Source organism: Halalkalicoccus jeotgali B3 (genome assembly GCF_000196895.1).
Lineage (GTDB): Archaea > Halobacteriota > Halobacteria > Halobacteriales > Halalkalicoccaceae > Halalkalicoccus > Halalkalicoccus jeotgali.
Map to the genome: position 1 here is coordinate 2,275,651 of NC_014297.1, position 24,328 is coordinate 2,299,978.

The 24,328-nt window shown below is 66.3% G+C and carries 22 protein-coding genes and 1 pseudogene; 17 read left to right on the forward strand and 6 right to left on the reverse strand.

From position 1 onward, the window contains the following. The first annotated feature begins 85 nt into the window (after nt 1-85). The 8 genes from HACJB3_RS11920 to HACJB3_RS11950 all read left to right on the forward strand — a co-directional run bounded on the left by HACJB3_RS11920 (nt 86) and on the right by HACJB3_RS11950 (nt 8,193). On the forward strand, nt 86-1,291 hold the full coding sequence (locus HACJB3_RS11920; RefSeq protein ID WP_008415693.1) for an Nramp family divalent metal transporter: 1,206 nt from the start codon (nt 86-88) through the stop codon (nt 1,289-1,291). Then, nucleotides 1,291-3,270 (forward strand): hydantoinase/oxoprolinase family protein, encoded by a 1,980-nt coding sequence (locus HACJB3_RS11925; protein WP_013199518.1) that lies wholly within the window; start codon nt 1,291-1,293, stop codon nt 3,268-3,270. The genes HACJB3_RS11920 and HACJB3_RS11925 overlap by 1 nt, the downstream gene beginning before the upstream one ends. Beyond that, on the forward strand, nt 3,270-4,853 hold the full coding sequence (locus tag HACJB3_RS11930) for a hydantoinase B/oxoprolinase family protein (protein WP_008415695.1): 1,584 nt from the start codon (nt 3,270-3,272) through the stop codon (nt 4,851-4,853). The genes HACJB3_RS11925 and HACJB3_RS11930 overlap by 1 nt, the downstream gene beginning before the upstream one ends. Next, on the forward strand, nt 4,850-5,545 hold the full coding sequence (locus tag HACJB3_RS11935) for a maleate cis-trans isomerase family protein (protein WP_008415696.1): 696 nt from the start codon (nt 4,850-4,852) through the stop codon (nt 5,543-5,545). Before HACJB3_RS11930 ends, HACJB3_RS11935 begins: the two co-directional genes overlap by 4 nt. 110 nt (nt 5,546-5,655) lie before the next feature. Then, nucleotides 5,656-5,832 (forward strand): hypothetical protein, encoded by a 177-nt coding sequence (locus tag HACJB3_RS19970; protein ID WP_155828814.1) that lies wholly within the window; start codon nt 5,656-5,658, stop codon nt 5,830-5,832. Beyond that, complete coding sequence (locus tag HACJB3_RS11940) at nt 5,829-6,446, forward strand: GAP family protein (RefSeq protein WP_008415699.1); 618 nt, start codon at nt 5,829-5,831, stop codon at nt 6,444-6,446. The genes HACJB3_RS19970 and HACJB3_RS11940 overlap by 4 nt, the downstream gene beginning before the upstream one ends. Before the next feature lie 219 nt (nt 6,447-6,665). Then, a complete protein-coding gene (locus HACJB3_RS11945) occupies nt 6,666-7,070 on the forward strand; it encodes a DUF5518 domain-containing protein (RefSeq protein ID WP_008415700.1) in 405 nt (134 codons plus the stop codon). Between the two features lie 91 nt (nt 7,071-7,161). Beyond that, the gene (locus HACJB3_RS11950) at nt 7,162-8,193 is read left to right on the forward strand and encodes an AI-2E family transporter (protein WP_008415702.1); all 1,032 of its coding nucleotides are present in this window, start codon (nt 7,162-7,164) and stop codon (nt 8,191-8,193) included. Between the two features lie 198 nt (nt 8,194-8,391). On the opposite strand, the gene HACJB3_RS11955 is transcribed toward HACJB3_RS11950, so the two are convergent. The 3 genes from HACJB3_RS11955 to HACJB3_RS11965 are packed head-to-tail and all read right to left on the reverse strand — an operon-like array spanning nt 8,392 to nt 10,977. Continuing rightward, the gene (locus HACJB3_RS11955; protein WP_008415703.1) at nt 8,392-8,766 is read right to left on the reverse strand and encodes a hypothetical protein; all 375 of its coding nucleotides are present in this window, start codon (nt 8,764-8,766) and stop codon (nt 8,392-8,394) included. 42 nt (nt 8,767-8,808) lie between these two features. Then, nucleotides 8,809-9,657 carry a UbiA family prenyltransferase gene (locus tag HACJB3_RS11960; protein ID WP_008415705.1) on the reverse strand — a complete coding sequence of 283 codons (849 nt, stop codon included), beginning with the start codon at nt 9,655-9,657 and terminating at the stop codon, nt 8,809-8,811. A gap of 36 nt (nt 9,658-9,693) precedes the next feature. Beyond that, nucleotides 9,694-10,977 (reverse strand): TIGR00341 family protein, encoded by a 1,284-nt coding sequence (locus HACJB3_RS11965; RefSeq protein WP_008415706.1) that lies wholly within the window; start codon nt 10,975-10,977, stop codon nt 9,694-9,696. Nucleotides 10,978-11,161: 184 nt separating this feature from the next. Between HACJB3_RS11965 and HACJB3_RS11970 the strand changes: the two are divergent. Beyond that, nucleotides 11,162-12,733 (forward strand): annotated as a pseudogene (locus tag HACJB3_RS11970) (AMP-binding protein). A gap of 1 nt (nt 12,734) precedes the next feature. Here the strand turns inward: HACJB3_RS11970 and HACJB3_RS11975 are convergent. Beyond that, nucleotides 12,735-13,700: an MBL fold metallo-hydrolase gene (locus HACJB3_RS11975; protein ID WP_008415708.1), complete on the reverse strand. Its 966-nt coding sequence runs from the start codon at nt 13,698-13,700 to the stop codon at nt 12,735-12,737. Between the two features lie 111 nt (nt 13,701-13,811). Here HACJB3_RS11975 and HACJB3_RS11980 point away from each other — a divergent pair, with 111 nt between their 5' ends. The 4 genes from HACJB3_RS11980 (at nt 13,812) to HACJB3_RS11995 (ending at nt 17,235) form a co-directional block, all read left to right on the forward strand. Continuing rightward, entirely contained in the window at nt 13,812-14,951 is a 1,140-nt protein-coding gene (locus tag HACJB3_RS11980; RefSeq protein WP_008415710.1) for an acyl-CoA dehydrogenase family protein, read from the forward strand. 39 nt (nt 14,952-14,990) lie between these two features. Beyond that, nucleotides 14,991-15,509 carry an Lrp/AsnC family transcriptional regulator gene (locus HACJB3_RS11985; RefSeq protein ID WP_008415711.1) on the forward strand — a complete coding sequence of 173 codons (519 nt, stop codon included), beginning with the start codon at nt 14,991-14,993 and terminating at the stop codon, nt 15,507-15,509. A gap of 135 nt (nt 15,510-15,644) precedes the next feature. Beyond that, on the forward strand, nt 15,645-16,784 hold the full coding sequence (locus HACJB3_RS11990; RefSeq protein WP_008415713.1) for an ATP-binding protein: 1,140 nt from the start codon (nt 15,645-15,647) through the stop codon (nt 16,782-16,784). After that, nucleotides 16,777-17,235 (forward strand): response regulator, encoded by a 459-nt coding sequence (locus tag HACJB3_RS11995; protein WP_008415714.1) that lies wholly within the window; start codon nt 16,777-16,779, stop codon nt 17,233-17,235. Before HACJB3_RS11990 ends, HACJB3_RS11995 begins: the two co-directional genes overlap by 8 nt. 36 nt (nt 17,236-17,271) lie before the next feature. Here the strand turns inward: HACJB3_RS11995 and HACJB3_RS12000 are convergent, their stop codons facing one another. Beyond that, nucleotides 17,272-18,039, reverse strand: coding sequence for an SDR family NAD(P)-dependent oxidoreductase (locus tag HACJB3_RS12000; protein ID WP_008415716.1), 768 nt, complete (start codon nt 18,037-18,039; stop codon nt 17,272-17,274). Nucleotides 18,040-18,129: 90 nt separating this feature from the next. Next, nucleotides 18,130-19,344: an acyl-CoA dehydrogenase family protein gene (locus HACJB3_RS12005; RefSeq protein ID WP_008415718.1), complete on the reverse strand. Its 1,215-nt coding sequence runs from the start codon at nt 19,342-19,344 to the stop codon at nt 18,130-18,132. Nucleotides 19,345-19,445: 101 nt separating this feature from the next. Here HACJB3_RS12005 and HACJB3_RS12010 point away from each other — a divergent pair, with 101 nt between their 5' ends. From HACJB3_RS12010 to HACJB3_RS12025, 4 genes are all read left to right on the forward strand, one after another. Further along, entirely contained in the window at nt 19,446-20,510 is a 1,065-nt protein-coding gene (locus tag HACJB3_RS12010) for a phosphotransferase family protein (protein ID WP_008415720.1), read from the forward strand. A gap of 185 nt (nt 20,511-20,695) precedes the next feature. Continuing rightward, a complete protein-coding gene (locus tag HACJB3_RS12015) occupies nt 20,696-21,424 on the forward strand; it encodes a phosphocholine cytidylyltransferase family protein (protein WP_238532762.1) in 729 nt (242 codons plus the stop codon). Then, entirely contained in the window at nt 21,425-22,573 is a 1,149-nt protein-coding gene (locus HACJB3_RS12020; protein ID WP_008415723.1) for a CDP-glycerol glycerophosphotransferase family protein, read from the forward strand. It abuts the gene before it with no gap. A 63-nt stretch (nt 22,574-22,636) separates the two neighbouring features. Then, nucleotides 22,637-24,319: a thiamine pyrophosphate-binding protein gene (locus HACJB3_RS12025; RefSeq protein WP_008415724.1), complete on the forward strand. Its 1,683-nt coding sequence runs from the start codon at nt 22,637-22,639 to the stop codon at nt 24,317-24,319. Nucleotides 24,320-24,328: the final 9 nt, after the last annotated feature.

The following is a 24,328-nucleotide window of genomic DNA, read 5'->3' on the forward strand; positions in this document are numbered from 1 at the left end:
GGGTGCTGTCCCGAGTATGCACCGGTCTCAACAAGCTTGATACCTCGTGAGCGGGTTCGTGAGTTCATAGCATGGGTGAGAACGAATGGCACTGAGGGACCGGCTGAAGGCGATCGGTCCGGGGGCGATCGTCGCGGCGGCGTTCGTCGGTCCCGGGACGGTGACGACTGCGAGCGTGATCGGTGCGGAGTACGCGTACGTTCTGGTCTGGACGATCGTCTTCTCGATCGTCGCGACGATCGTGCTCCAGGAGATGAGCGCCCGACTTGGCCTCGTCTCGCGGGCGGGATTGGGCGAGGCGCTTAGAGGCGAGTTCGACAACCCCGTTGCGAAGGGCGCAAGCGTCGTGCTCGTCGTGAGCGCGATCGGGATCGGCACTGCGGCCTTCCAGACCGGGAACATCGTCGGCGGCGCGGCCGGGCTGGCGACGATCACCGGGATCGACGCGAGCGTCTGGGGGCCGCTCATCGGGCTGGTCGCCGCGGCACTGCTCTGGAGCGGGAACTACGAACTGATCGAGCGGACCTTCGTTGTACTGGTGGTCGTCATGGGGCTTGCCTTCGTCGCGAACGCGATCATGGTTCGGCCCGATCTCGGTGCACTGGGTCGCGGGTTCGTCCCCGCCGTCCCCGAGGGATCGGCGTATCTGATCGCCGGGTTGATCGGGACCACGGTAGTCGGCTACAACCTCTTCTTGCACGCGAGCACGGTCCAGGAACGCTGGGACGGACCGGACGACCTCGCGGAATGTCGCACCGACACGATCGCCTCGGTACTCTTCGGCGGCGCGATCACCCTCTCGATAGTCATTACCGCCGCCGCGGTCTTCCCCGCCGGCACCGAGATCGGCGACGTCGGCGAGATGGCGAACCAGCTCGAACCCGTCTTCGGCGGGTTCGCGCTCACCTTCTTTGCGATCGGCCTCTTCGCGGCCGGCTTCACGAGCGCGATGAGCGCGCCGCTGGCGGGTGCGTACGCCACCGCCGGGGCGCTGGGCTGGGACGTCGATCTGACATCCACGCGGTTCAGAGCGATCTGGCTCACCATCCTGGGAACCGGGACGGTGTTCTCGGGGCTGGGCTACGATCCCGTCCAGGTGATCGTCTTCGCACAGGTCGCGAACGGGATCCTCCTGCCCGTGCTGGCGGTGTTCCTCATCTACGCGATGAACAACGACGCGTTGCTCGGCGAGCACACGAACTCCACCCTGCAGAACGCGCTCGGCGGGATCGTAACGCTCGTCGTGATCGGAATCGGGCTGCAGACGCTGTACGACATCGTTGCACTATGATGCATGACACACACATCGGGGTCGACGTCGGCGGCACGTTTACCGACGTGGCGCTGTATACGGACGAGGACCTCACGACGGCGAAAGTACCGAGCACCGAGGACCAGAGCGTCGGCGTGATGGCCGGGATCGAGAAGGCCTGCGAGGAGGCGGGGATCGATCCCGACGAGATTGCGGCCTTCAGCCACGCGATGACCGTCTCGGTCAACGCCCTGCTCGAACGCGACGGGGCGAAAACGGCGCTCGTGACCACCGAGGGCTTTCGGGACGTCCTGGAGATCGGCCGGCAGGCCCGGCCCGATCTCTACGACCTAGACGCCGAGAAACCCGCGGCGCTCGTCCCCCGCAAACGGCGCTACGAGCTCGACGAACGCGCCACTCCCGAGGGGATCGAGCGGGCGATCGACGAGGGTGAGGTCCGCGAGCTCGCACGCGAACTCGACGGGGTCGAGAGCGTCGCGGTCTGTCTGCTGCACGCCTACGCACACGACGACAACGAGCGCCGCGTCGCCGAACTCCTGCGCGAGGCGCTCGACGTTCCCGTCTCGACCTCCAGTGAGGTGCTTGCCGAGTTCCGGGAGTTCGAGCGAAGCTCGACGACGGCGGTCGACGCCTACGTGACCCCCGCGATCAACTCCTACGTCGGGCGGCTCGCCGAACGCGCCGCGGAGGCGGGCGTTCCGGTCCCCCGGATCATGCAGTCGAACGGGGGAACCGCCGAGGCCGACACCGTGCGGGAGCACGCGGTGACGACCGTGCTCTCGGGGCCGGCCGCGGGCGTCGTCGGCGCGGGAGCGACGGTCCCCGAAGAAGGGGGGTTGGTCACCYTCGACATGGGCGGGACGTCGAGCGACGTGAGCCTCGTCCGCGATGGCGAGATCGAGCGCACGACCGACGCGGAGATCGACGGGATTCCCATCGGGACCCCGATGGTCGACGTCAACACCGTGGGAGCCGGCGGCGGCTCGATCGCCTGGGTCGATCCGGGCGGGGCGCTGCGGGTCGGTCCGCGCTCGGCGGGCGCTGAGCCCGGCCCCGCCTGCTACGGCAAGGGCGGCGAACGGGCGACGGTGACCGACGCGAACGTCGTACTGGGATACATCGGCCCGGAGACGGCGCTGGGCGGCGAGATGACCCTCGACGTCGAGGCGGCCCACGACGTCCTCGAGGACCTGGCCGAGGAGGCCGGACTGGAGAACGCCTTGGAGGCCGCACGCGGCGTCTATCGCGTCGCCAACGCGAACATGGCCCGTGCGGTCCGGGCGGTCACCGTCGAGCGGGGCTACGACCCCCGCGGGTTCGGCCTGGTCGCCTTCGGCGGCGCGGGGCCGATGCACGCCGTATCGCTCGCCGAGTCGTTGGACATCGAGCGGGTGGTCGTTCCCCGACCAGCGGGGGTACTCTCGGCGTTCGGCCTGCTCGCCGCCGACGAGAAACACGACGCAGTTAGAACCTACCGTGCCCCCCTGGAGGAGGCCGATTCGGGGGCGGTCGAATCGGTGTATGCGGACCTCGAAGAGCGGGTCCGCGAGGAGACCGCAACCGGCGAACCCGCGATCGAGCGGGCGGCCGACCTGCGGTACGTCGGCCAGAGCTTCGAGATCACCGTCCCCCTGAGCGAGTTCGACCCCGCGGCGCTCGAAGAGCGCTTCCACGCGGCTCATAACCAGGCCTATGGCTATCGAATGGACGAGGCCGTCGAGCTCGTTAACCTCCGGGCGACGGCGACGGTGCCCCGCGAGGCGCCACCGGTAAGCTACGAGGGCGGGGGCGATCCCGTGGTCGGAACGCGCGAGGCGTACTTCCCGGGCGGAGGTCGCCACGAGGCGACGATCTACGACCGAGATCGGCTCGCACCCGGTGAACGGGTCGCGGGGCCCGCAGTGCTCGAACAGGCCGAAAGCACGACCGTCCTGCCCCCCGAGTGGGTCGGGACGGTCGAGACGGACGGAACGCTCACCGCACGGAGGGAGGACTGATGGACGCGATAACACTGGAGATACTCAGAAACCAACTGGAAAGCATTGCCGAGGAGATGGGACAGGTGCTGATCACGGGGGCCTATTCCCCGAACATCAAGGAGCGCCGGGACTGCTCGACCGCCCTGTTCGATTCGGAGGGGCGGATGGTCGCACAGGCCGAGCACATCCCGGTCCACCTGGGTGCGATGCCCGAGGCCGTCGAGACGGTCCGAAAAAAGGACCCACAGCCGGGGGACGTCTACGTGCTGAACGATCCCTTCGAGGGCGGGACGCACCTGCCGGACATCACGATGGTCTCGCCGCTGACGGTGGACGAGGGGATCGTCGGCTACGCCGTCTCCAGAGCCCACCACGCCGACGTCGGCGGGTCGACCCCGGGGAGCATGCCCGCGGGAGCACGCGAGATCTACGAGGAGGGGCTTCGCCTGCCGGCGGTGTGCCTCCAGCGGGCGGGTGAGACCAACGACGACGTCATGGACCTCCTGCTCGCGAACGTCCGGAACGCCGGGGAGCGCCGCGCGGACCTGCGCGCCCAGCTCGCCGCGAACGACCGTGCCGAGGACAGGTTAGGAGACCTCTTTTCCGAACACGGGGAGGGCGTAGTCAGAGAAGGGTTCGACGCCGTGATCGAGTACTCCCGCGAGCGGATCGAAGCGGAGATCGACGAGCTCCCCGACGGGAGCTACGACGCGATCGACGCCCTGGAGGGCGACGGGATCACCGACGGGGACATCCCGATCAAAGCGACGGTCACCGTCGAGGGCGAGGCGATCGACGTGGACTTCGAGGGGAGTTCGAAACAGGTCCCCGGAAACGTCAACGCGCCGCTTTCGGTGGCCAAAAGCGCCGTCTACTTCGTCGTGCGCTGCGTGACCGACCCAGAGATCCCGCCGAACCACGGCTGCTATGCGCCCGTCTCGGTACGGGCCCCCGAGGGATCGCTGTTGAACCCGCGGCCCCCGGCGGCGGTGGTGGGCGGAAACGTCGAGACGAGCCAGCGAGTGACGGATACGGTCTTCCTCGCCCTCGCGAAGGCCGCACCCGACCGCGTGCCCGCACAGGGCCAGGGGACGATGAACAACCTCACGATCGGCGGGCGGGATGGGGAATTCGCCTACTACGAGACGATCGGCGGGGGGTTCGGCGCGCGCGCCGAGAAGGACGGCATGGACGGCGTCCAAGTGGGTATGACGAACACGCTCAACACGCCCGTCGAGTCCCTCGAAACCGAGTACCCGATGCGCGTCGAGGAGTACGCACTCAGAGCCGACAGCGGCGGACGCGGGCGGTATCGCGGTGGAGTGGGTCTCGTGCGCTCGGTGCGCCTCGCGGAGCCCGCGACCGTCTCGTTGCTCACCGAACGGCGCCGATACGGCCCCCGCGGGGTCGCGGGCGGCGAGGACGGGCGGCCGGGCGAGAACCTGATTTCGGGGGAGCCGGTCCCGGCGAAGACGACGCGGGACGTCCCCGCCGGGGCGCTGATCACCGTGAAAACGCCTGGTGGCGGCGGTCACGGCGATCCCGACGATCGGGACCGCGAACTCGAAGAAAACGACCGCGAGAACGGGGTGGCCCAATGAGCGAGTGGCGCCGGCTGGGTGTCGTGGTCCCCTCCTCGAACACCGCCGTCGAGCGCGAGTTTCCGAGGTACGTACCCGAGGACGTCTCGGTTCACGCCAGCCGAATGCCCTTGGAATCGGTCACCGCGGCGGCGCTCGACTCGATGAGCGACCGCGCCGTCGAGTGTGCCGAACTCCTCTCGCATGCCGACGTGGACGCGGTCGCCTACGCCTGTACGACCGGGAGCCTGCTGCACGGCCCCGGGTTCGACGCGGAGTTAGAAAAAGCGCTCTCGGCGGCGATCGACGGGCCGGCGGTCGCCACGGCCCTGTCGGTCGACAGGGCCTTAGAGGAACTCGGCGCGAAGCGAATCGCCGTGCGCACACCGTACAACGAGGAGCTGAACGCCCGCGAACGGGCGTATCTCGAAGCGGCGGGGTACGAAGTCGTCTCGATCGCGGGGCTGGGAATCGAGGACAACACCGCGATCGGTGCGCTCGCACCCGACGACGTAACCGAACAGGTCGCCTCCGTCGATCCCGACGTGGACGCCGTCTTCGTCTCGTGTACGAACTACCCCACGCTGTCGGCGGTCGGGCCGCTGGAGAGCGATCTGGGGATACCGGTGGTGACGAGCAACGGGGCGACCGTGTGGGACCTCGGCCGGGCCGCGGGCGTGGGTATCGAGGGACCGGGACGCCTGTTTCACTAGGTCGGCGGTCGGTTCGGCCGCCCGGCCGTCCACCGCCGGCGTCGGCAGGGGGCGTTTCACTCGCTGGGATTGTAGAACACCTTGATGGTGTGTCACGACTAGACTGTTTCATGAGCGATCCGGATCCGAGGGGACCGCAAACGCCATCACGGACCCGGTTCTGGATGCTGATAGTCATCGCCTCGAGAGGCATGTTCCTCGGCGTGCTCGATACGACGATGATGAACGTTGCCGGGCCCGCGATCGGCCGAGCCCCGAACACGACCGTCAGCGCGACCGAACGATGACTGCCCCCGAGATTCTACCGCTGGTGTTCGTGATGATCGCGGGCCCACAGATCCTCTCCCCGATCTTCCTCGCGACGACCGAGAACTGGCGGCGGAACTCCGCCGCGTACGTCGCCGGTGCGGCGTTCTCGATTACCCTCGTGGTCACTGTCGCATACGCGTTCGGTGGTGGAACCGTCGGCTCGGGCGGATCGAACACGACGCTCAACGTGATCGTCCTCGTTGCGCTCGTGCTTGCGATGGTGAACACGTATCTGACCAGACACGAGTCGGAGCCACCGAAGTGGATGGGAAAACTCGGGACCGCGACGCCACGGTTCTCGTTCAGGCTCGGCTTTCTCCTCTTGGGATTTTTCCCGACCAACATCCTCACCTCGGTCGCCGTCGGGACCTATCTCGCGGCGAACGACGCCCCGTGGACGGACGCCCTTCCGTTCATCTCGCTCACGCTTCTGGTGCTGGCCCTCCCAGCGCTTATCCTGGTTGCGTTTGGCGAGCGTGCAGAGACCTTCCTACCGAAGGCTCGGGACTGGATGGACACGAACTCCTGGGTCGTCAACGAAGTCGTAATCGTCTTCTTCATCGGGATGGCCCTCAACAACCTTCTGGGTTGAAAGCGGCCTGCTCGCACTCGGAGTGGGGTTCTGACTACGTCCAACGACGGGATCGGGCGGTCACGGCTACAGCTGTTCACCGAACGGTCGGGACCGACGGCTGCGTCCTTGCTGGCCGCCCAGTCCGTCGGTCCCCTGCCCGGTACGAAACGTAGGGGAGTTTGGCTTGATCCACCACCGCAAAGAGTATCGCTGATGGCATCATACTAACTATTAATCATGGAGATTAGCTGGAAGGCTGTACTGATCGGCTTCGCCGTGACCATGGCGCTCGGCCTCATCAGTGGTCTGATCTACGTGGGCTCGGACGCCACGATCGTGGTACTGTACTGGGGAACGGTCGGCGTGCTCGGTGGCCTCGCGGCCGGATACGTCGTTGGCGGCACGAGTGGTTCTGGCGCGTTCCACGGCGGTCTCGCGACCGTCTTCGGGTCGGTCGTCGTGTTGGTCAGCGCGGCGTTCACGACCCTGCTGTTTGGGGGGATCGTTCCGACGTTCGGTGTGCTCGTCTTCGGCGCACTCGTACTCGCGTTCTACGCCATCCCCGGTATGCTGGGTGGCGCGGTGGGGTCGTGGGTAAAGGGCCGCCGGGCCGCTCCGGAGACGAGGCGCACGCGGGCCTGAGAACCCTCACTCCGACCATCGTGTACGAACAGACGGTTACCGGAACGACGAGGGAAACGAGGGGGATACTGACAGGGAGGACCAGACGGACATGAGTACGCGGTCGGAGCGTTCGAGAACGTTCCTCCGGATCGTCGCCATCGGAGCCGGAGGCCTCTCGTTACTGATCGTTCTGCCGTTTCTCAGTTGGATACTGGTCGCCGTGATACTCGCGTACGTCCTCCGTCCGATAGACGATCGGCTTTCGAGGCGGCTTGGTCCGGGGCTCTCGGCCGGTCTTTCGATACTCGGTGGTCTCTTTCTCGTCGTTCTCCCGGTCCTCGTCGTCCTCGGTGTCGCAGCGAATCAGGCACGCCAGCTAGCGGCCACGTTCGATCCGGGAGACGTCGCCCGGCTCGACGTCGTGATCGCGGAGCATCTCGGCGTGCAGGTCGATATGGCGACCGTACACGACGCGTTCAGCGGTGCAATCAAAACGGGAGCACGAGGGCTCGTCGGGAACCTCTTCAGTATCATCGGTGGGCTCCCCGAACTCTTCCTCGGGTTCACGGTCCTGTTTTTCGTGTTGTTCTACCTGCTCAAAGACGGCGAGTCCGCCGTCGAATGGCTCCGAGCGGTGGTACCGATCGAACCCGACGTTCGAGAGGAACTGTTCGAGGAGACCGGGTTGTTGCTGCACAACTCGCTCGTCGGTACCGCCGTCGTTGCAGGAGCACAGGCGGTGTTGCTCGGGGTCGCGTTCCTCGTTCTCGGTCTGGGGAACGTCGTGTTCTGGATCGTCACGACGTTCATCGCAGCGATGGTTCCGCTCCTCGGAGCGTCGATCGTCTGGATCCCCGCATCGATCTATCTGTTCGTCGTCGGTCGCCCCGTTCCCGCCGTTGCGTTATTCGTTTTCGGAGCGATCGCGATCAGTACGGTCGATAACATCCTCCGCCCGATGGTGATGCGTCGTGGGGCACAACTCAGTCCCGTTCTCACGATCATCGGCATTTTCGGTGGGATAGCGGTCTTCGGGTTCGTGGGGCTCTTCATCGGGCCGGTCGTTCTCGGACTGACGAAACTCCTCATCGAGCTACTCGTGCGGGAGTACCCCGCGTTGACACCAGTCGAAGGGAGATGAGACGACCGGATCACGCCGGTAGAAAACGACTGTCGGCGAGAACCGGAGAGAGTGCGTACGACCGTCGAAGCCCCCGAATTCGGGTGGGCATTGCTCCCCGCCGTCGCGACTGGGCGGTGTGAACGTCGGGTCACCACCGAGGCCGAATCGCGTTCGTCGTCACGGCGATCCACGACGGCGTCGGGGGAGCTATCGAGTTCAGTCGAACTGCTCTGCGGTGTCGATCCCGCAGACGACGCCCGAGCCTGCAAGAGCATCGCTGTCGCCGCTGCTCGCGACGAACAGCGCCTCAGCCTGGCGCTCGTGGGCGCGACGGGCGGCGGTTTCGAGGGCGTCATCGAAATCGTAGGGTTCGAACAGCGACTCCCACTCCTCCGGGTCGATCGCGTAGGCGCGTCGGTCCTCGACGGTGACGTACTCTCCCTGTTCGAACTCGGAGTGGCGACCCCGCAGGTCGGCGTCGAGCAGTTCGAGCGCGTCGGCCAGTTCTCCTTCATCGACGCCGGAGTCCTCGGCGGTCCGGGCGACGATGTCGGTCTCGATCGCCGTCGTACGTGCGGTGTCGTCGGTCATGGTTCGACGTTCGCGGACGACCGACGTAAAAACCGGGGCCGGCTACAGCGGCCGAAACCACACGGCAGCAAGGAGGAGCGCGAGAAAGACGTACGCCCCGCGGACGAGCAGCATGGTCGCGACCTCCGGATCGGCCCGCCGGGAGATGGCCGCGACGACGCCAAAGGCAAGGACGGCAAGCGTCGTCTCGGGCGGAAACACCCGCAGGAGGGCGAAGCCGACCACCAGCGCCAGCGCGAGGACCATCAGCCCGTAAGCGGCGCTCCGGGCGCGTGCGGGACCGAGCGCGACGGCCACGGTCCGTTTCTCGATCGAGCGGTCGTACTCGTAATCCTGCCCGTCGTCGATGACTTTCACACCCGAGAGCAAGACCAGAAAGACCAGCGAGAAGGCCAGCGCGATCGGTTCGAGGGTACCGACTTGGACGTAAAAGCCGCCGAGGATGGCCAGCGCGATCCCCGCCGGGTAGCCCGTGGTCGTCGTTATCGGGTTCGTATCCAGCTGTGGAGCGTGATGATAGGCGATGAGCCACGTCGGCAGCGTGAGGAGTGCGGCCCACGCGTCGACGGGGTACCACAGCGCCGCGAGACAGACGAAAAACAGGGCCGAGGCCCCGGCAAGCGCGCGCTTACAGCCCGGTTCGGAGAGCGGGTGGTCCGAGTCCTCGCCCCGGAGGTAGAAGTCGACGTAGCCGTCCTTGAGGTGGGCGGTGTAGACCGCGGCGAAGATCGCCGTCATGTGCACGGCCCCGAGCGCAAGCGAGAACTCCCCGGCGAGCATGCTCCCGAACCACGAGGCGGCGATCGGCGGCAGCATGAACACGGGGTGGACCTGCGAGAGAAGCGCCGCGAGATCCCCACCGACACCCTCCCCGTGGCGTGCGAAGACCATACCGAGGTGTTCGGCCGGGAGTTACATAGTTGTGGGTCACGTCCCCGCCGAGACCGTCTCGCGGTACTCGATCTCGACGGCGACGGCCGTCCCCGTCCGTTCCTCGATCCGCGCAGCGAGGGCCGTCGGGAGGTCCGGGTAGGCCACGTCTGCTGGGCGGCTCAGTACGACCGAGATCCGTCGGTCGCCCGACGAGAGGTCGCCGTCTGCAAAGCGTGTCTGGACGTCGACGAGTTCGACCCGGTCGTAGGCGTCCTGGGCGAGGACCTCCTCGACCCCGCGGTTGACCTCGTTCTCGAAGGCGATCTCGCCGGCGATGACGGCCCCCGATCCGGCCAGAAGACAGAGGAGGACGGTAAGCAGGACCAGTGGGGGACCGAACGCGGGCAGCGTGCGCTTTCGGAGCGGCCGGTCGGTCCAGTCGGCGGGGCGATATCCGAGCCACCAGAGGACGGCGATGGCCGCGAGGGTGACGAGTGCGGCGTTGACGATCAGGAGGACGAACGCCCCGAGTGCGACCGACGGGATCCCCCAGGCGATGCCGACGCCGACGGCGGCCGCCGCCGGAATCAGCGCCGCCGCGATCATGACGCCGACGATCGAGATCGGGAAGGCCGTCGCCAGCCCGAACGCCGCGGCCCCGCCCGCACCGGCCCCGACGACGACCGTCAGCATGCCGGGCGAGATCCGGTGGGTGACCTGCGTCACGGTAGTGACGTTCAGGGTCGCGGGCACGATCGAGGTGGTGCGGACGAGCCAGCCAAACGCCGCCGCCCCCAGGATCGCGACGACCAGCCCCGCCACGAGCGCCCGAAAGCCCCGCGCGATCATCTCCCGATCGTTGAGGACGGTCCCGGTGCTCGCGGTCAGAGCCGCACCGACCTGCGGGGCGATCACCATCGCGCCGACGACGATCGCCGGCGAATCGAGCAGCAGGCCGGCGGTCGCGACGATCGCGCTGATCAGCGTCATCCCGTAGTAGGTGCGGGAGTCGGGCGTCATGCCGTCGGCCCGCGTGCGGATCTCGGCGCGGTCGATGCTGTCGTCCTCGTCGGCAAAGCGCTCCTCGAGTTCGGCGAAGTTCGCCGTCGTCACCGTCTCGGCGCTCGTGATGACGGTGTAGTCCTCGCCGAGACCGGCCTCGCGTAGCTCGTCCATGACGGCCTCGACGGCGGGCGTCGGCAGCGGGAACTCGACGAGGACCGCCTCGCCGCCGTTGCTGGCGTCGCTGGTCACCACGTAGTCGATCCCCCGGTCGTCGAGCGCGTCGAGCCAGTCCTCGCGGTGGGCCTCGGAGACGAGCACCCGAACCAGTCGCATACACGCCCTGCAGATGCCACCTATATAATACCCGTCAGGATCGACGCCGCGAGGCTCTATTTCAACCGTAAGGGGAGTTTCGTGAACAAACGACGACTGTTAGCGGGCGGCGATTCGAGTGCCAGAACTGGTAGCCGTCGGAGGGAATCTTTTTGCCACGGAGGTGCTATTGTCGTGAACGAACATGACGAACCTTGTCACGCAGGTCGGGGAGATAGCCGAGGAGATGCCCGCCCGGACGGCGATCGGCTACGAGGGCCGGGAGACCTCCTACGAGGAGTTCTGGGCGCAGGTCGGCGGGTTCGCCGCGGCCCTCGACGAGCGCGGGATCGGCCCGGACGACCGGGTGGCGGTCTACCTGCCGAACCTCCCGCAGTTCCTCGTGGCCTTCCACGGCACCCTCAGGGCGGGTGGCGTGGTCGTCCCGATGAACCCCCAGTACAAAGCCCGCGAGATCGGTCATCTGCTCGCCGACAGCGGGGCAAAGGCGGTCGTCGCCCTCGGGGACCTCGTCCCGTTCGTCGAGGAAGTACGGGAGGAAACGGAGCTACAGGAGGTCATCTCGGTGGGCGAGGCCGAGGTCGGAAACGCGACCCCCTTCGAGGCATTCCTCGCCGACGGGGAGCTCGACATCGTCGAGCGGGACGACGACGACGACGCGGTCCAACCCTACACGTCGGGGACGACGGGCCGGCCCAAGGGCGTCCAGCTGACCCACGAGAACCTCGCGACGAACGCCGAGGCCTCGGTGTCGGTCGTCCCCGGCGGGATCCGCGCCGACGACGAGATGCTCGGGGTCCTCCCCTTGTTCCACATCTACGGGATGACGGTGACGATGAACGCGACGCTCTTTGCCGGCGGCGCGTACTACCCCCGACCGTCGTGAGACGCGGGGGAGGCGACCTCCCTCATCGAGGACGAAGAACTCACCCTGATGCACGGCGTGCCCGCGATGTACAACGACGTCATCAACCAGCCCGACGCCGCGGAGTTCGACCTCTCCTCGCTCCGTCTTGCGGGCGTCGGCGGCGCGGGCATCCCCATCGAGGTGCTGCGACGGTTCGAGGAACTGTACGACGTGACCGTCTGTGAGGGCTACGGGCTGACCGAGACCTCGCCGGTGACCCATTTCAACGACCCCAACGACCGCCGAGTCGGCTCGATCGGCAAGAGCCTCCCGGGGATCGACGCGCGGATCGTCACCGAGGACTTCGAGGACGTTTCGCCCGTCGAGCGCGGCCCCGTCGACGAAGAGGCGGTCGATCTGAACGAGATCACGGGCGAGCTGGTCATCGCGGGTCCGAACGTGATGAAGGGCTATTACGGTCTGCCCGAGGCCAACGAGGCGGCGTTCACCGAAGAGGGTGGGCGGCGATGGTTCCACACCGGCGACGTGGGATATTACGATTCCGAGGGGTTCTACTACGTCGTGGATCGCGAAAAGCACATGATCGTCACGGCGGGCTACAACGTCTACCCGCGCGAGGTCGAAGAGCTCCTGTTCGAGCACGCGGCCGTGGCGGACGCCGCCGTCGTCGGCATCCCCGACGACCGTCGCGGCGAGACGATCAAGGCATACGTCGTCCCGAGGCCCGACGCCGACGTGAGCGAGGAAGACATCAAGGAGTACTGTCTCTCCAACCTCGCCGAATACAAACACCCCCGCGAGGTCGAGTTCGTCGAGGAACTGCCCCGGACGACCACCGGAAAGGTCCAGAAGTTCAAACTCGAAGAGCGGGAAGTCGGAGCCGAGTGAGTCAGGGCAGCGCGAGCAGTGTTTCGAGGTCCGGCTCCGTGGTGAGGACGTATTCCGCGTCCTCGCGCTCGACGTGACCGGCGCGTTCGAGGTGGTCCAAGTGTGCGAACGCCTCGCCCGGCCCGTGCATAACGTGGATCCCCTCCAGATCGCCGAACAGCTCGGCGCTGACCGTCCAGGCGTCCGCGGGACCGTCTTCGAGTACCCCGAGGACACGCTCGGTCCGCTCGCGGTGATGGGACACGATGTAGCGCGCGCGCTCGGCCGGCTCGTCGATGACGTCGCGGTGGCCCGGCCAGACCCGCTCGAAGTCGCGTTCGATCAGGGTCCGAAGGGAGTCGACGTATCGTTCCAGGGGAGCGTCGATCCGGACGTCAGCCCCGCCGACGTTCGGGGTGTAGACCGGCAGAACTGCATCGCCGACGAAGGCTTCGGGACCGTCGCCCTCGAATGCGAAACAGCAGAGCCCGGCGGCGTGGCCGGGCGTATGCAGCGTTTCGAGGGCCATCTCGCCGGTCTCGATCCGGTCGCCCTCGGAGATTCGCGTGACGTCCGCGGGCTGGCCCATGATCTCCTGATGGCTGTCGAGGAAGGCAAGCAGCTCCTCGCGCTCGGCGTCGGGCATCCCCCACTGGTTGAACAGCTCCCGGCGGCGCTCGTCCAACTCGGCGAGCGCCTCGGCGCGCTGTTCGATCAGCGGGGCGTCGGCGGCGTGGGCGTAGACCGTCGCGCCGCTTTCGCGCTGGATCTTCCCCGCTAACCCGGCGTGGTCGGGGTGAAAGTGCGTGAGGATTACCTGATCGATGTCCGAAAAGTCGATCCCACGCTCGGCGAGCTCCTCACGGAGCTGTTCGCGGGTGCGGTCGGTCGCGATCCCCGTATCCAGCAGGGTGACGGGCTCGCCCTCCAGGAGATAGGCGTTGTTCTTGCCCTCGAACTCCTCGTTGCCGAGCGCGATGGCGTGCATACCGGAGCGAGGAGCGCACGGCTATTAAACGGGAGCGGTTCCCCGCCAAGAGAGTTAACGAATTTCAGAGAGTTGCCAAAACTATTTTACAGTGGAATGAGAGTATCCGACATGGCATTCACGCTGTCGGGCGAACACCGGGCGATCCGCGATGCGGTACGGGAGTTCGGGGAGGAGGAGATCGCACCCGTCGCACGCGAACACGACGAACGAAAGGAGTATCCCGCCGATCTGATCGAGGAGGCGGCCCGATACGATCTGGTCGCGCCGAACATCCCCGAAGAGTACGGCGGGCCGGGGATGGACATCCTTTCGAGTGCGATCGTCACCGAGGAGCTCTGGCGGGCCGATCCGGGGATCGGGAGCGCGATCGGCTCTCGAGGGTTCGGCTCGAACATGATCCTCGAGTTCGGCGACGAGTGGATGAAATCCGAGTGGCTCACCGCGATCGCGAGCGGTGAGTCGGCGTGTGCGAGCGCGATCTCCGAGCCCGCCCACGGGTCGAACGTCGCGGGCATGGAGACGCGCGCGGAACGGGACGGCGACGAGTGGGTCATCGACGGCAACAAGATGTGGATCACCAACGGAACCGTCGCCGACGTCGCGGTCGTGATGGCGAAAACCGATCCCGACGCCGGCAAACGGGGGATTACGGCGTTTCTCGTCCCCACAGACACCGAGGGCTTTCGCGCCGAGAAGATCGACAACAAGCTCGGGATCCGTGCCTCTGACCTCGCCGAACTGCTCCTCGACGACGTGCACGTTCCCGAGGAGAACGTCATCGGCGAGGTCAACGAGGGCTTTTACCAGCTCATGAACTTCTTCGGGTCCGGGCGGGTCAGCGTCGCCGCACAGGCCGTGGGTGCGGCCCAGGGCGCACTCGACGCCGCCCTCGAGTACGCGGGCGAGCGCGAGCAGTTCGACCGGAAGATCGCGGAGTTCCAGGCGATCGAGCACAAACTCGCGGAGATGGCCACGAACGTCGAGGCCGCCCGCTCGCTGACCTATCGGGCTGCAAGCGAGGTCACGGACGGCGATCAGCGCACGGCGATGAAGTTCGCGAGCATGGCAAAGCTCTTTGCGAGCGAGCACGCCGTCGACGTGGCTGACGAGTCGATCCAGGTCCACGGCGGGGCGGGCTACGTCACCGATCACGCCGCAGAACGCTACTACCGGGACGCTCGGATCACCAAGATCTACGAAGGGACCAGCGAGATCCAGAAGAACATCATCGCCGACGGGCTACTGTAACCGAAAGCGACAGTACCCGAGCAACGAAACCCCACGATCATGTCGGAACGCCCCCCGGACTGGGAGTTCAAGGAACGCGATATCGTCATTCTCAGGGAGCTCTCGGCGAACCCACAGATCTCCTCGCGACAGCTCACCGAGGTCCTAGCGAACGACCACGACATCGACGTCTCGCACGTAACCGTCAGCGAATCGATCCGGAAGATGCGCCAACAGGGCGTCTTCCGCGAGACGATCGTCCCGAACGAGGAGTACTTCATCTTCGGCCTGTTCGAGTTCCGGTTCAACCCCGAGAACTTCGCCGAGGGCTGGCGCGACGCCATGGAGTACATCCGCGAGGACCGACACACGCTCTTTTATTTTCTTTCGGACGGCGAGTACCAGTGGAAGTCGGTGATGATGTTTCCCGACCGGCGCTCGGAATCGCAGTGGATCCACGAGTTCTACAAGGCCCACGGCGGGGTCATCGACAACATCCGGAACTCGGTCATCCACAACGTCCTCAAGTTCCGTACCGATCCCGAACTCCTGAACGACCTCTCGGAAACGGGCGAGTAGCCCGCTCGACCGGCGACGAGACCCACAAAGACGGCCACCGTCTCGCCGCCCTGGCTTCCCGTCCCACTTCGGATTGATTGAATTCCAAATTTAGGTAGTAATATTTATTTCGTAGAAGTTAGAATAAGAATTCCAATGAGTTCCTCCCTGCCCATCGAGGGCGGAAACGGTGTCATCGTGTTCGTCGGGGGTGTTTACGTCCTCCTCGCCATCGGGTTGACGTACGTTCAGGTCGCCTCGAACGTGTCGTTCCGGGCGACGCCGATGGAGATCGTCCTGCTGGCCGGTCCGGGAGTGGTGCTGGTCTACGGTGGGTATCGGCTGACGGAGGCGGACGTCCATCCCGACTTTTACCCGACGATCACGCGCTGGTGTCTCGGCGGGTGTGGCCTGATGATCGGCCTGCTCGTGCTCTATCACGTCCAGCCCGGCACCAGCGTCTCCACGTCGAACCCGATCGGCGCCGTTCTCGTGGCGCTCAGTAGCGTTGCCGGCTACGAGGCAGGGCTGCACAACGCGCGGGCAAAGGAGCTCAGCCGAACGCGCGACCGACTCGATACGACCGTCGAGCGCCTCCGGACCTCCAACGAGCGCCTCGAACGGTTCGCCTACGCGGCCTCCCACGATCTCCAAGAGCCCCTCCGGATGGTGTCGAGCTATCTGCGGTTACTCGAACGCCGCTGTGGCAGTGATCTGAACGAGGAGGGCCGCGAGTGTCTGGAGATCGCCGTCGACGGCTCCGACCGGATGATCGCGATGGTCGACGGGTTGCTCAGGTACTCACGGGTGACGACCGGCGACGACTCCTTCGAACCGGTCGAGTTGGCGGACACGCTGGCGGACGCCCGGGCGGATCTCCGCGTGCTGATCCACGAACGTGGCGCGGAGATCACCGCCGGAACCCTGCCCGTCGTCATGGGGACACCGGGCCAGCTCGAACAGGTGTTCCAGAACCTGCTGTCGAACGCGATCCACTACGCCGGGGAGGGGCCGGCGCGGGTCCACGTCTCGGCCGCGCGGACCGGCGGGTGGTGGACCGTCACCGTCAGCGACGACGGGACGGGGATCGAGCCCGAGTACGCCGACGCGATCTTCGAGTTGTTCGAGCGCGCGACGACCGACGAGGAACACGCCGGTTCGGGGATCGGGCTCGCGCTCTGTGAGCGGATCGTCGAGCGCCACGGCGGCGAGATCTGGGTCGAGTCCGCGCCCGGCGAGGGGGCCGCCTTCTCGTTTACGCTGCCGGCCGTCGACGGGGGCGAGGAGAATGCGTGAGGGACGGCGGCTCGAACCGGTGGACATCCTGCTCGTCGAGGACAACCCCGGCGACGTCAAACTCACACAAGAGGCGTTCAAGGAGGGACAGATCGCGAACACGCTTCACGTCGTCACCGACGGCGTCGAGGCGCTCGATTTCCTCTTTCAGCGAAACGACCACGCCGACGCGCCCCGTCCCGACTTCGTCCTGCTCGATCTGAACCTCCCGCGCAAGAACGGCGACGAGGTGCTCGAAGAACTCCGGTCCGATCCGGACTGCAGGGACGTTCCGGTCATCGTCCTCACCGGGTCGAGCGCACAGGAAGACGTCGTTCGGTCCTACGAACTCGCCGCGAACGCCTATCTGACGAAACCGGTCGATCCGGGCGAGTTCATCAAGACGATCCTCGCGACCGAGCGCTACTGGCTGTCGGTCGTCCGACTGCCGACCGATTCCGAACTCGAGTGACGACCGCGAACGGGTTTGGAGGAGCGGGGCGGTCGTTCAGACCTCTGGGGTCTCCTCGACGCGCGGGACCCCGCCGGCAGTGATCGTCTCCCCGATGACGTAGGAGGAGGCGGGGCTCGCAAGAAACTGGGCGATATCGGCGATCTCCTCGGAGAGACCGATCCGGCGCTCGACCGACGCGCGGTCGATCTCGTCGGCCGAAACGCCCATCTGGGACTCGACGCCCGGCGTCGCGACGAACCCCGGCGCGATGCAGTTGACTCTGACGTCGTCGCCAGCCCATTCCGCCGAGAGGGTCGTCGTGAGGTTGATGATCCCCGCTTTCGCCGCACCGTAGTGGCTCATATACGGCGAGCCCCGTTGGCCCGCTACCGACGCGAGGTTGATCACCGTCCCGCCGGCCTGTTTGAGATGCTCGCCGGCCGCCTGCGTGCAGTGGTAGGTACCGGTGAGGTTGATATCGACGATAGTCTCCCAGCCGTTCTCGCTGATGTCGTCGAATCCGGCCATGAAACTCGCGCCCGCGTTGTTGACGAGGCAGTCGAGTCCGCCGAACTCCTCGACAGTCGCTTCGACCAGCGCCTCGACGGCGTCCCTGTCGGTCACGTCGCACTCGACGGCCAGCGCCTCGCCGCCCGCGTCCTCGATCCCCTCGGCAACCGGGTCGACGTTTCCCTGTTCGCGCGAGCAGACGACGACGCTTGCCCCACCCTCGGCGAAACGCTCGGCGATCGCCCGACCGATCCCGCTCGATGCCCCCGTCACGATCGCGACCTGCCCGTCGACCTCGAACCGCCCGCTCATCGTCCCGCCTCGCAGTGAGATGTGGTTACCATTGGTAGTACAATAACTGTGTTTCCATCCATCGTTAATAAGAATTCGTCCCGTGAGCGATTACCCTTCGTAGCGCGTGATCGCCTCGATCTCCCGTGGGTCCATGTCGTTGAGGGCCTCGCGGGCGATCACGCGCTTGTGGACCTCGTCGGCCCCGTCGACCAGTCGGAACTGCCGGACGTTCTCGTAGAAGTCGGCGATCGGGAGGTCCTTGCCGATGCCGTTTGCACCACACAGTTGGAGACAGTCGTCGATCACGTCCTGGACCGTGTTCGCCGCAAAGACCTTCGCCATCGAGACGGGGATCCGGGCCTCGCCGCCCGAATCGATCTCGCGGGCAGCGTGGCGCACCATCGTCCGGGCGGCGTGCAGGTTCGTCTCCGCTTCGGCGATCGTAAAGCGAACCGACTGTTTCTCGCCGAGCGATTCCCCGAAGGCCTCGCGCTCGCTGACGTAGGCCTTCGTCACGTCGAGTGCGCGTTCGGCCATTCCCGAATAGCGCATGCAGTGGGTGAGACGCGCGGGGCCGAGGCGCTGTTGGGCGTGGGAAAAGCCCTCGTTGCGCTCGCCGAGCAGGTTCTCCTCGGGGATCCGAACCCCGTCGTAGCGGATTTCGGCGTGACTCATCCCCGTGACTTCGCCACCCACATGGGGGATGTCACGGACGATTTCGACCCCCTCGGTGTCGCTCGGGACGAGAAAGAGCGAACAGCCGGCGTAGGGATGGGCCTCCGGGTCCGTGCGCGCCATCACGATCAGCACGTCGGCCTCCGATCCCTGCGTCGTCCACCACTTGTGCCCGTCGAGGATCCACTCGTCACCCTCCTTTTCCGCCTCGGTTTCGAGCATCTTCGGGTCCGACCCGCCCCCCTGGATCGGCTCAGTCATCGAGAATCCTGAACGAGCTTCCCCGGCAACGAGCGGTTCCAACCATTCGCCTTTCTGTTCGTCGGTTCCGAACAGTTCGAGGGTGTGCATGTTGCCCTCGTCCGGGGCGTCGACCCTGAGGGCGGCCGGTCCCAGCAGGCTCCGGCCGGCGGCCTCGAAGACGGGTAACATATCGCGGTAGCTCAGGCCCTGTCCCCCGTACTCCTCGGGGAGGTGCGGGGCATACAGTTCGCGCTCGCGGGCGGCCTCGCGCAGCGTTTCGAGTTGCTCCTCCGAAGCCGGGCCGCTCCCCAGAACCTCCCGTTCGACGGGGATCACTTCTTCCTCGAGAAACTCGCGGGTCCGGCTGGCGAACTCGCGTGCGCGCCGTGTGTCGTCGTACTCCATACGGGTGTATCGGAGATACACTGTAAAAGGATTCCCCCAAGCGAGTGTCGGTTGGTAATCCCGTCCCATAGCTATTCATACGACGGGGGAATACTGACCCCATGACCGATGCGAACGAGACGTACTTCGAGCGCCTCGTCGACGAGGAGGCGCTTGCCGACTATCTCGAAGGCGAACTCGGCCCCGTCGAGGAGTACTCGGTCTCCCACCATCAGGAGGGACACTCCAACGAGACGCTGTTCGTGACGTGGGGCGAAGGAGAGTTAGTAATCCGTCGCCCGCCGCCGGGCGAGACCGCCGACACCGCCCACGACGTGCTCCGGGAGTACCGGGTGATGGACGCGCTGCAGGGGACTGACGTCCCGCTTCCCGACACCCTGCTCGCCTGCAAGGACCACGACGTGATCGGCAGTGACTTCTACGTGATGAGTCGGGTCGACGGCGACGTTCTCAGGGAGCACGAACCCGAGCGGTTCGCCGATCACAGGGAAGAGATCGGCGGTGAACTCGTCGATTCGCTCGTCGCTATCCACGAAGTCGACCCGGAGGAGGTGGGGTTGGGCGAGTTCGGCCGACCCGCGGGCTACACCGATCGGCAGGTCGAACGGTGGGGCACACAGATCGAGTGGGCCACCGAGGTCACGAGCGAGGAACGGGAGGTCCGGACGCTCAAGGAGGTCGGCGACTGGTTGGAAGCGAACAAACCGAACTCGCACCCACACACGCTGGTCCACGGCGATTACAAGCTCGATAACGTGCTGTTCGCGCCCGGGACGCCGCCGGATCTGGTAGCGGTCCTCGACTGGGAGATGAGTACGCTGGGGGACCCGCTCGCGGATCTGGGTTGGATGCTCTCCTACTGGCGCGACCCGAAGGACCCCGAGCCGGCGATCCCCGAGCTCACCGCCCGGTTCATGGAGCGGGAGGGCTATTCCACCCGCGAGGAGTTGGTCGACCGATACGAGTCACGAACTGGATTCGAGTTCGAGCACGAGCAGTTCTACCGCGCGCTCGCTGTGTACAAACTCGCCGCGCTCGGCGAGATGTTCTTCCGGCGGTATCTGGAGGGGAACTCCGACGACCCGATGTATCCGAAGATGCGTGAGCGCGTCCCGGCGCTGGCGACACGAGCCGAACGGATCATCGAGGGCGAGGAGCCGCTGTAATTCCCGCGAGGTCTTCCCCATCTCGCCATCGCTGCCTCGAACACGACTGTCGCTGCGCGGCTTCGAACGCCCGCGGAGAACTGAAACGAGCGAGGGCGAGCCGTCACCCGAATCGGTTCTACATATTCACCCGGCGAGAACAGCCCCCTGCGTTTTTGCCGCTACTCGTGGATTACAACACAGTTATGAGTTCTCACGCAGGGGCTGAAGGCGTTCACGCAGTAGTGCTCGCCGCGGGGCTCGGCAGTCGGCTCCAGCCGCTTACCGACGGCACGCCGAAGACGCTGCTGGCCGTCAACGGCCATCCCATTCTCGGACACATCCTCGATTCGCTCGCTGACGCCGGCTACGAACGAGTGACCGTCGTCACCGGCTACGAGGCCGAACAGGTCCGCTCGTTCTGCCAGCGCGACGACCGGCTCGACTTCGAGTTCGTCCACAACGAGACGTTTCAGCAGACGAACAACAGCTACTCGCTGTGGCTGGCGCGCGAACGGCTCCGGGAGGGGTTCGTGCTCGTCAACTCCGATACGCTGTTTCCGACCGCCTGCCTCGACAGGCTCCGCGAGCGCGAGGGGTCGGCGCTGGTCGTCGACAGGGTCACCGACCTGACCGACGAGAGCATGAAAGTCGCCGTCGAGGACGGACGGGTCCGCGCGATCGGCAAGGGGATCGACCGCGCCGACGGCGAATTCATCGGGCTCTGTAAGTTCGAGCCCGACGAGGCGTCGGCGCTGATCCGCTGTCTCGATAACCTCGTCGAGCGCGGCCTGACGAACGAGTGGTACGAGACCGCCTTTGACCGGCTGGCGACCGACCGGTCGATCGGCGTCGTCGAAGTCCACGAGGAGTGGATCGAGATCGACGACCGCGAGGACCTCCGGACCGGCCAGCAGCTCTGGGGAGAGGCCTGAGTGGGCGTTCCGGGACTCTCGATCCTCGCCCACCGCCTCGTCCATCCTCTCCCGCGCGACGAGTCGCTGTGGGTCTTCGGAACGCGCGGCGGCGAGGCCTTCGAGGGCAACACCAAGTACCTCTTTTTGGCCCTGCAGGAGGAGGAATCGATCCGGCCGGTCTGGCTCTCGAAGCGCGCGGCGACCGTCCACGAGCTTCGCGAAAACGGGTTCGAGGCCTACCGCACGGACTCGCTCCGGGGACGACTGACGATGCTCCGGGCGGGCGTGGTCTTCGTCACCGGTACGATGACCGACATGGCGCTGTGGCCGACCGGCGGGGCGAGGGTCGTCCAGCTCTGGCACGGCGTCCCGCTGAAGCGTATCGCCGCGGACGCGCCGAGCTTCGAGGAGTTCTCGATCCGAGAGCGTCTCGGCCTTTCGTACACCTACCGGCAGTTCGACGCGTTGACCCTGACGGCGGCCGGGCTGGCCGACGCGTTTCGCTCGGCGTTCCGGATCGATTCCGATCTGCCGGTTACGGGCTACCCGCGAAACGACGCCCTGTTTCGCGAGATCCCCGGCGAGGACGTCGGCCAGCCCGAAAGCGCCCGTGGGATCCACGAGGACATCGACGCGGAGCGGCTGCTCGTCTACCTGCCGACCTACCGCGAGGACGGGTCCGACCCCGGAGAACACGTCGACTTCGAGCGCCTGGACCGGTTCCTCGCCGAGCGTGACGCGGCGTTGGTCGTGAAACTTCACCCCTTCAGCGACCCCGACTTCGATCCCGACCGCTTCGACCGCATCCGTCTCCTCCCGGCGGGCTCCGATATCTATCCCTTGCTCCGGGAAACCGACGCGCTCGTAACCGACTATTCGTCCGTTTACTTCGACTTCCTCCTGCTCGATCGCCCGGTCGCCTTCTACGCCTACGACCGCGAGCGCTACGAGCACCGTCCGGGATTTTATCACGCGTACGAACAGCTCACCCCCGGCCCCGTCGCCGAGACGTTCGACGGGCTGCTCGACGCGCTCGATCTCGTTCTCGACTCGCCCGAGGCACACGCCGACGAGCGCGAGCGCGTTCGGGCGTGGGCGTTCGATCACCATGACGATCGCTCCGCCGAGCGGGTCCGGGAGTACGTTCGGGTGCGGTTCGGGGTGTGACGGCGGTCCGGTCGACCGGCGAAAGCGTATGGATTGATACTCGTTCGTACGGCAATTAATCACATGAGTGAGAGCTACACCGGCGCGGATTGCTTCGTCGACGCGCTCGAACAGTACGGCGTCTCGTACGTCTTCGGTAACCCCGGCACGACCGAACTCCCAGTCTTGAAATCGCTTGCGGCAAGCGATATCGAGTACATTCTGGGACTGCACGAGGACATCGCGGTCGGGATGGCCGGCGGCTACGCGAGTACCCGGCGCTATCACGCCCATAGCGATCCCGACGTGTGCCCGGTTGGCGTGGCGAACCTGCATCTCGCGCCGGGGCTCGCTCACGGGCTCGGGAACCTCTACGCCGCGAAGGTCGCCGGCGCGCCGGTGGTCGTCACGGCGGGCAACCACAGCACCGACTTCCGCCACGAGGAGCCGATCCTCTCGGGCGATCTCGTGAGCCTCGCCGAGGAGTTCACCAAGTGGAGTGCCGAGGTGCTGGACGTGGCTGCGCTGCCAGCGATGATCCGGCGGGCGTTCCGGACGGCGCTGACCCCGCCGACCGGCCCGGTCTTTCTCGGCCTCCCGCTCGATACCATGCTGGCCGAGACGGACGCGGAGCCCGAACGGCTGGGCGAAATCCCGACCGCCGGTGGGGGAGACCCCACCCAACTCGCGCGAGCCGCGGAGCTGCTCACGGCGGCCGAGGCCCCGACCATGATCGTGGGCGATCAAATCGCTCGCGCGGGGAGCGACGCGGTCGACGCCGCTGTGACACTGGCCGAAACGGCGGGTCTACGGGTTCACGGCGAGATCCTCTCGTGTGAGGTGAACTTCCCGACGACGCACGACCAGTGGGTATCGTACATCCCACCCGACGAGGGCCTCGCGGCGCGGGTGATGGGGGCGGACACGCTCGTCTTCGCGGGCTGTTCGACCAACACGACGCTGACCCGCCACGAGAACCCCCTCATCGATTCCGAAACGACCTGCATCCATCTCGGGCCGGACGCGTGGGAACTCGGGAAACACCAGCCCGCCGACGCCGCCGTCCTGGGCGATCCCGGCGAGGTCATGCGTGCGCTCGCGGAGCGAATCGACCTCGAAGCGGGGGTACGAAAGGAGCGACTCGACCGGGTAGAAGAGACGAAAGCCGGGCTCGCCGACACGCTCGACTCGATCGGACGGGGTACGGAGGACGATCCGCGGGCGTCGAAGGCCGAACTGGCCGAGGCGCTCATCGAGAGCGCCCCGGACGCCTACATCGTCGACGAGGGCGTCACCGCGAAGTACGCACTGCTCACCCGCTGGCCGCTTGCGGCGGAGGGAATGATCTCGAACAAAGGCGGCGGGCTGGGCTACGGCCTTCCTGCGTCGGTCGGCGCGGCCATCGCCGAAAGCGAACACGAGGGGTCGAGGACCGTCCTCGGGTTCGTCGGCGACGGTTCGTACCTCTACTATCCCCACACGCTCTACTCGGCGGCACGCCACGACGTCGATCTAACAGTCGTAATCGCCGACAACCGCAACTACCGCATCCTGAAGGACAACACGATCGGGCTCTTCGGCGGCGAGGACGCCGATCACGACTACGTGGGAATGGACTTCGAGCCGCCGGTGGATCTCGTGACGAACGCACAGAGCCACGGCGCGGACGCCGAATTAGTCGAAACACCCGAGGGGATCGCTCCCGCGGTCGGGCGGGCGGTCGAAAGCGAGGGGCCGACCGTGCTCGACGTGCTGGTTCGGGACTGAGCCGCCGCG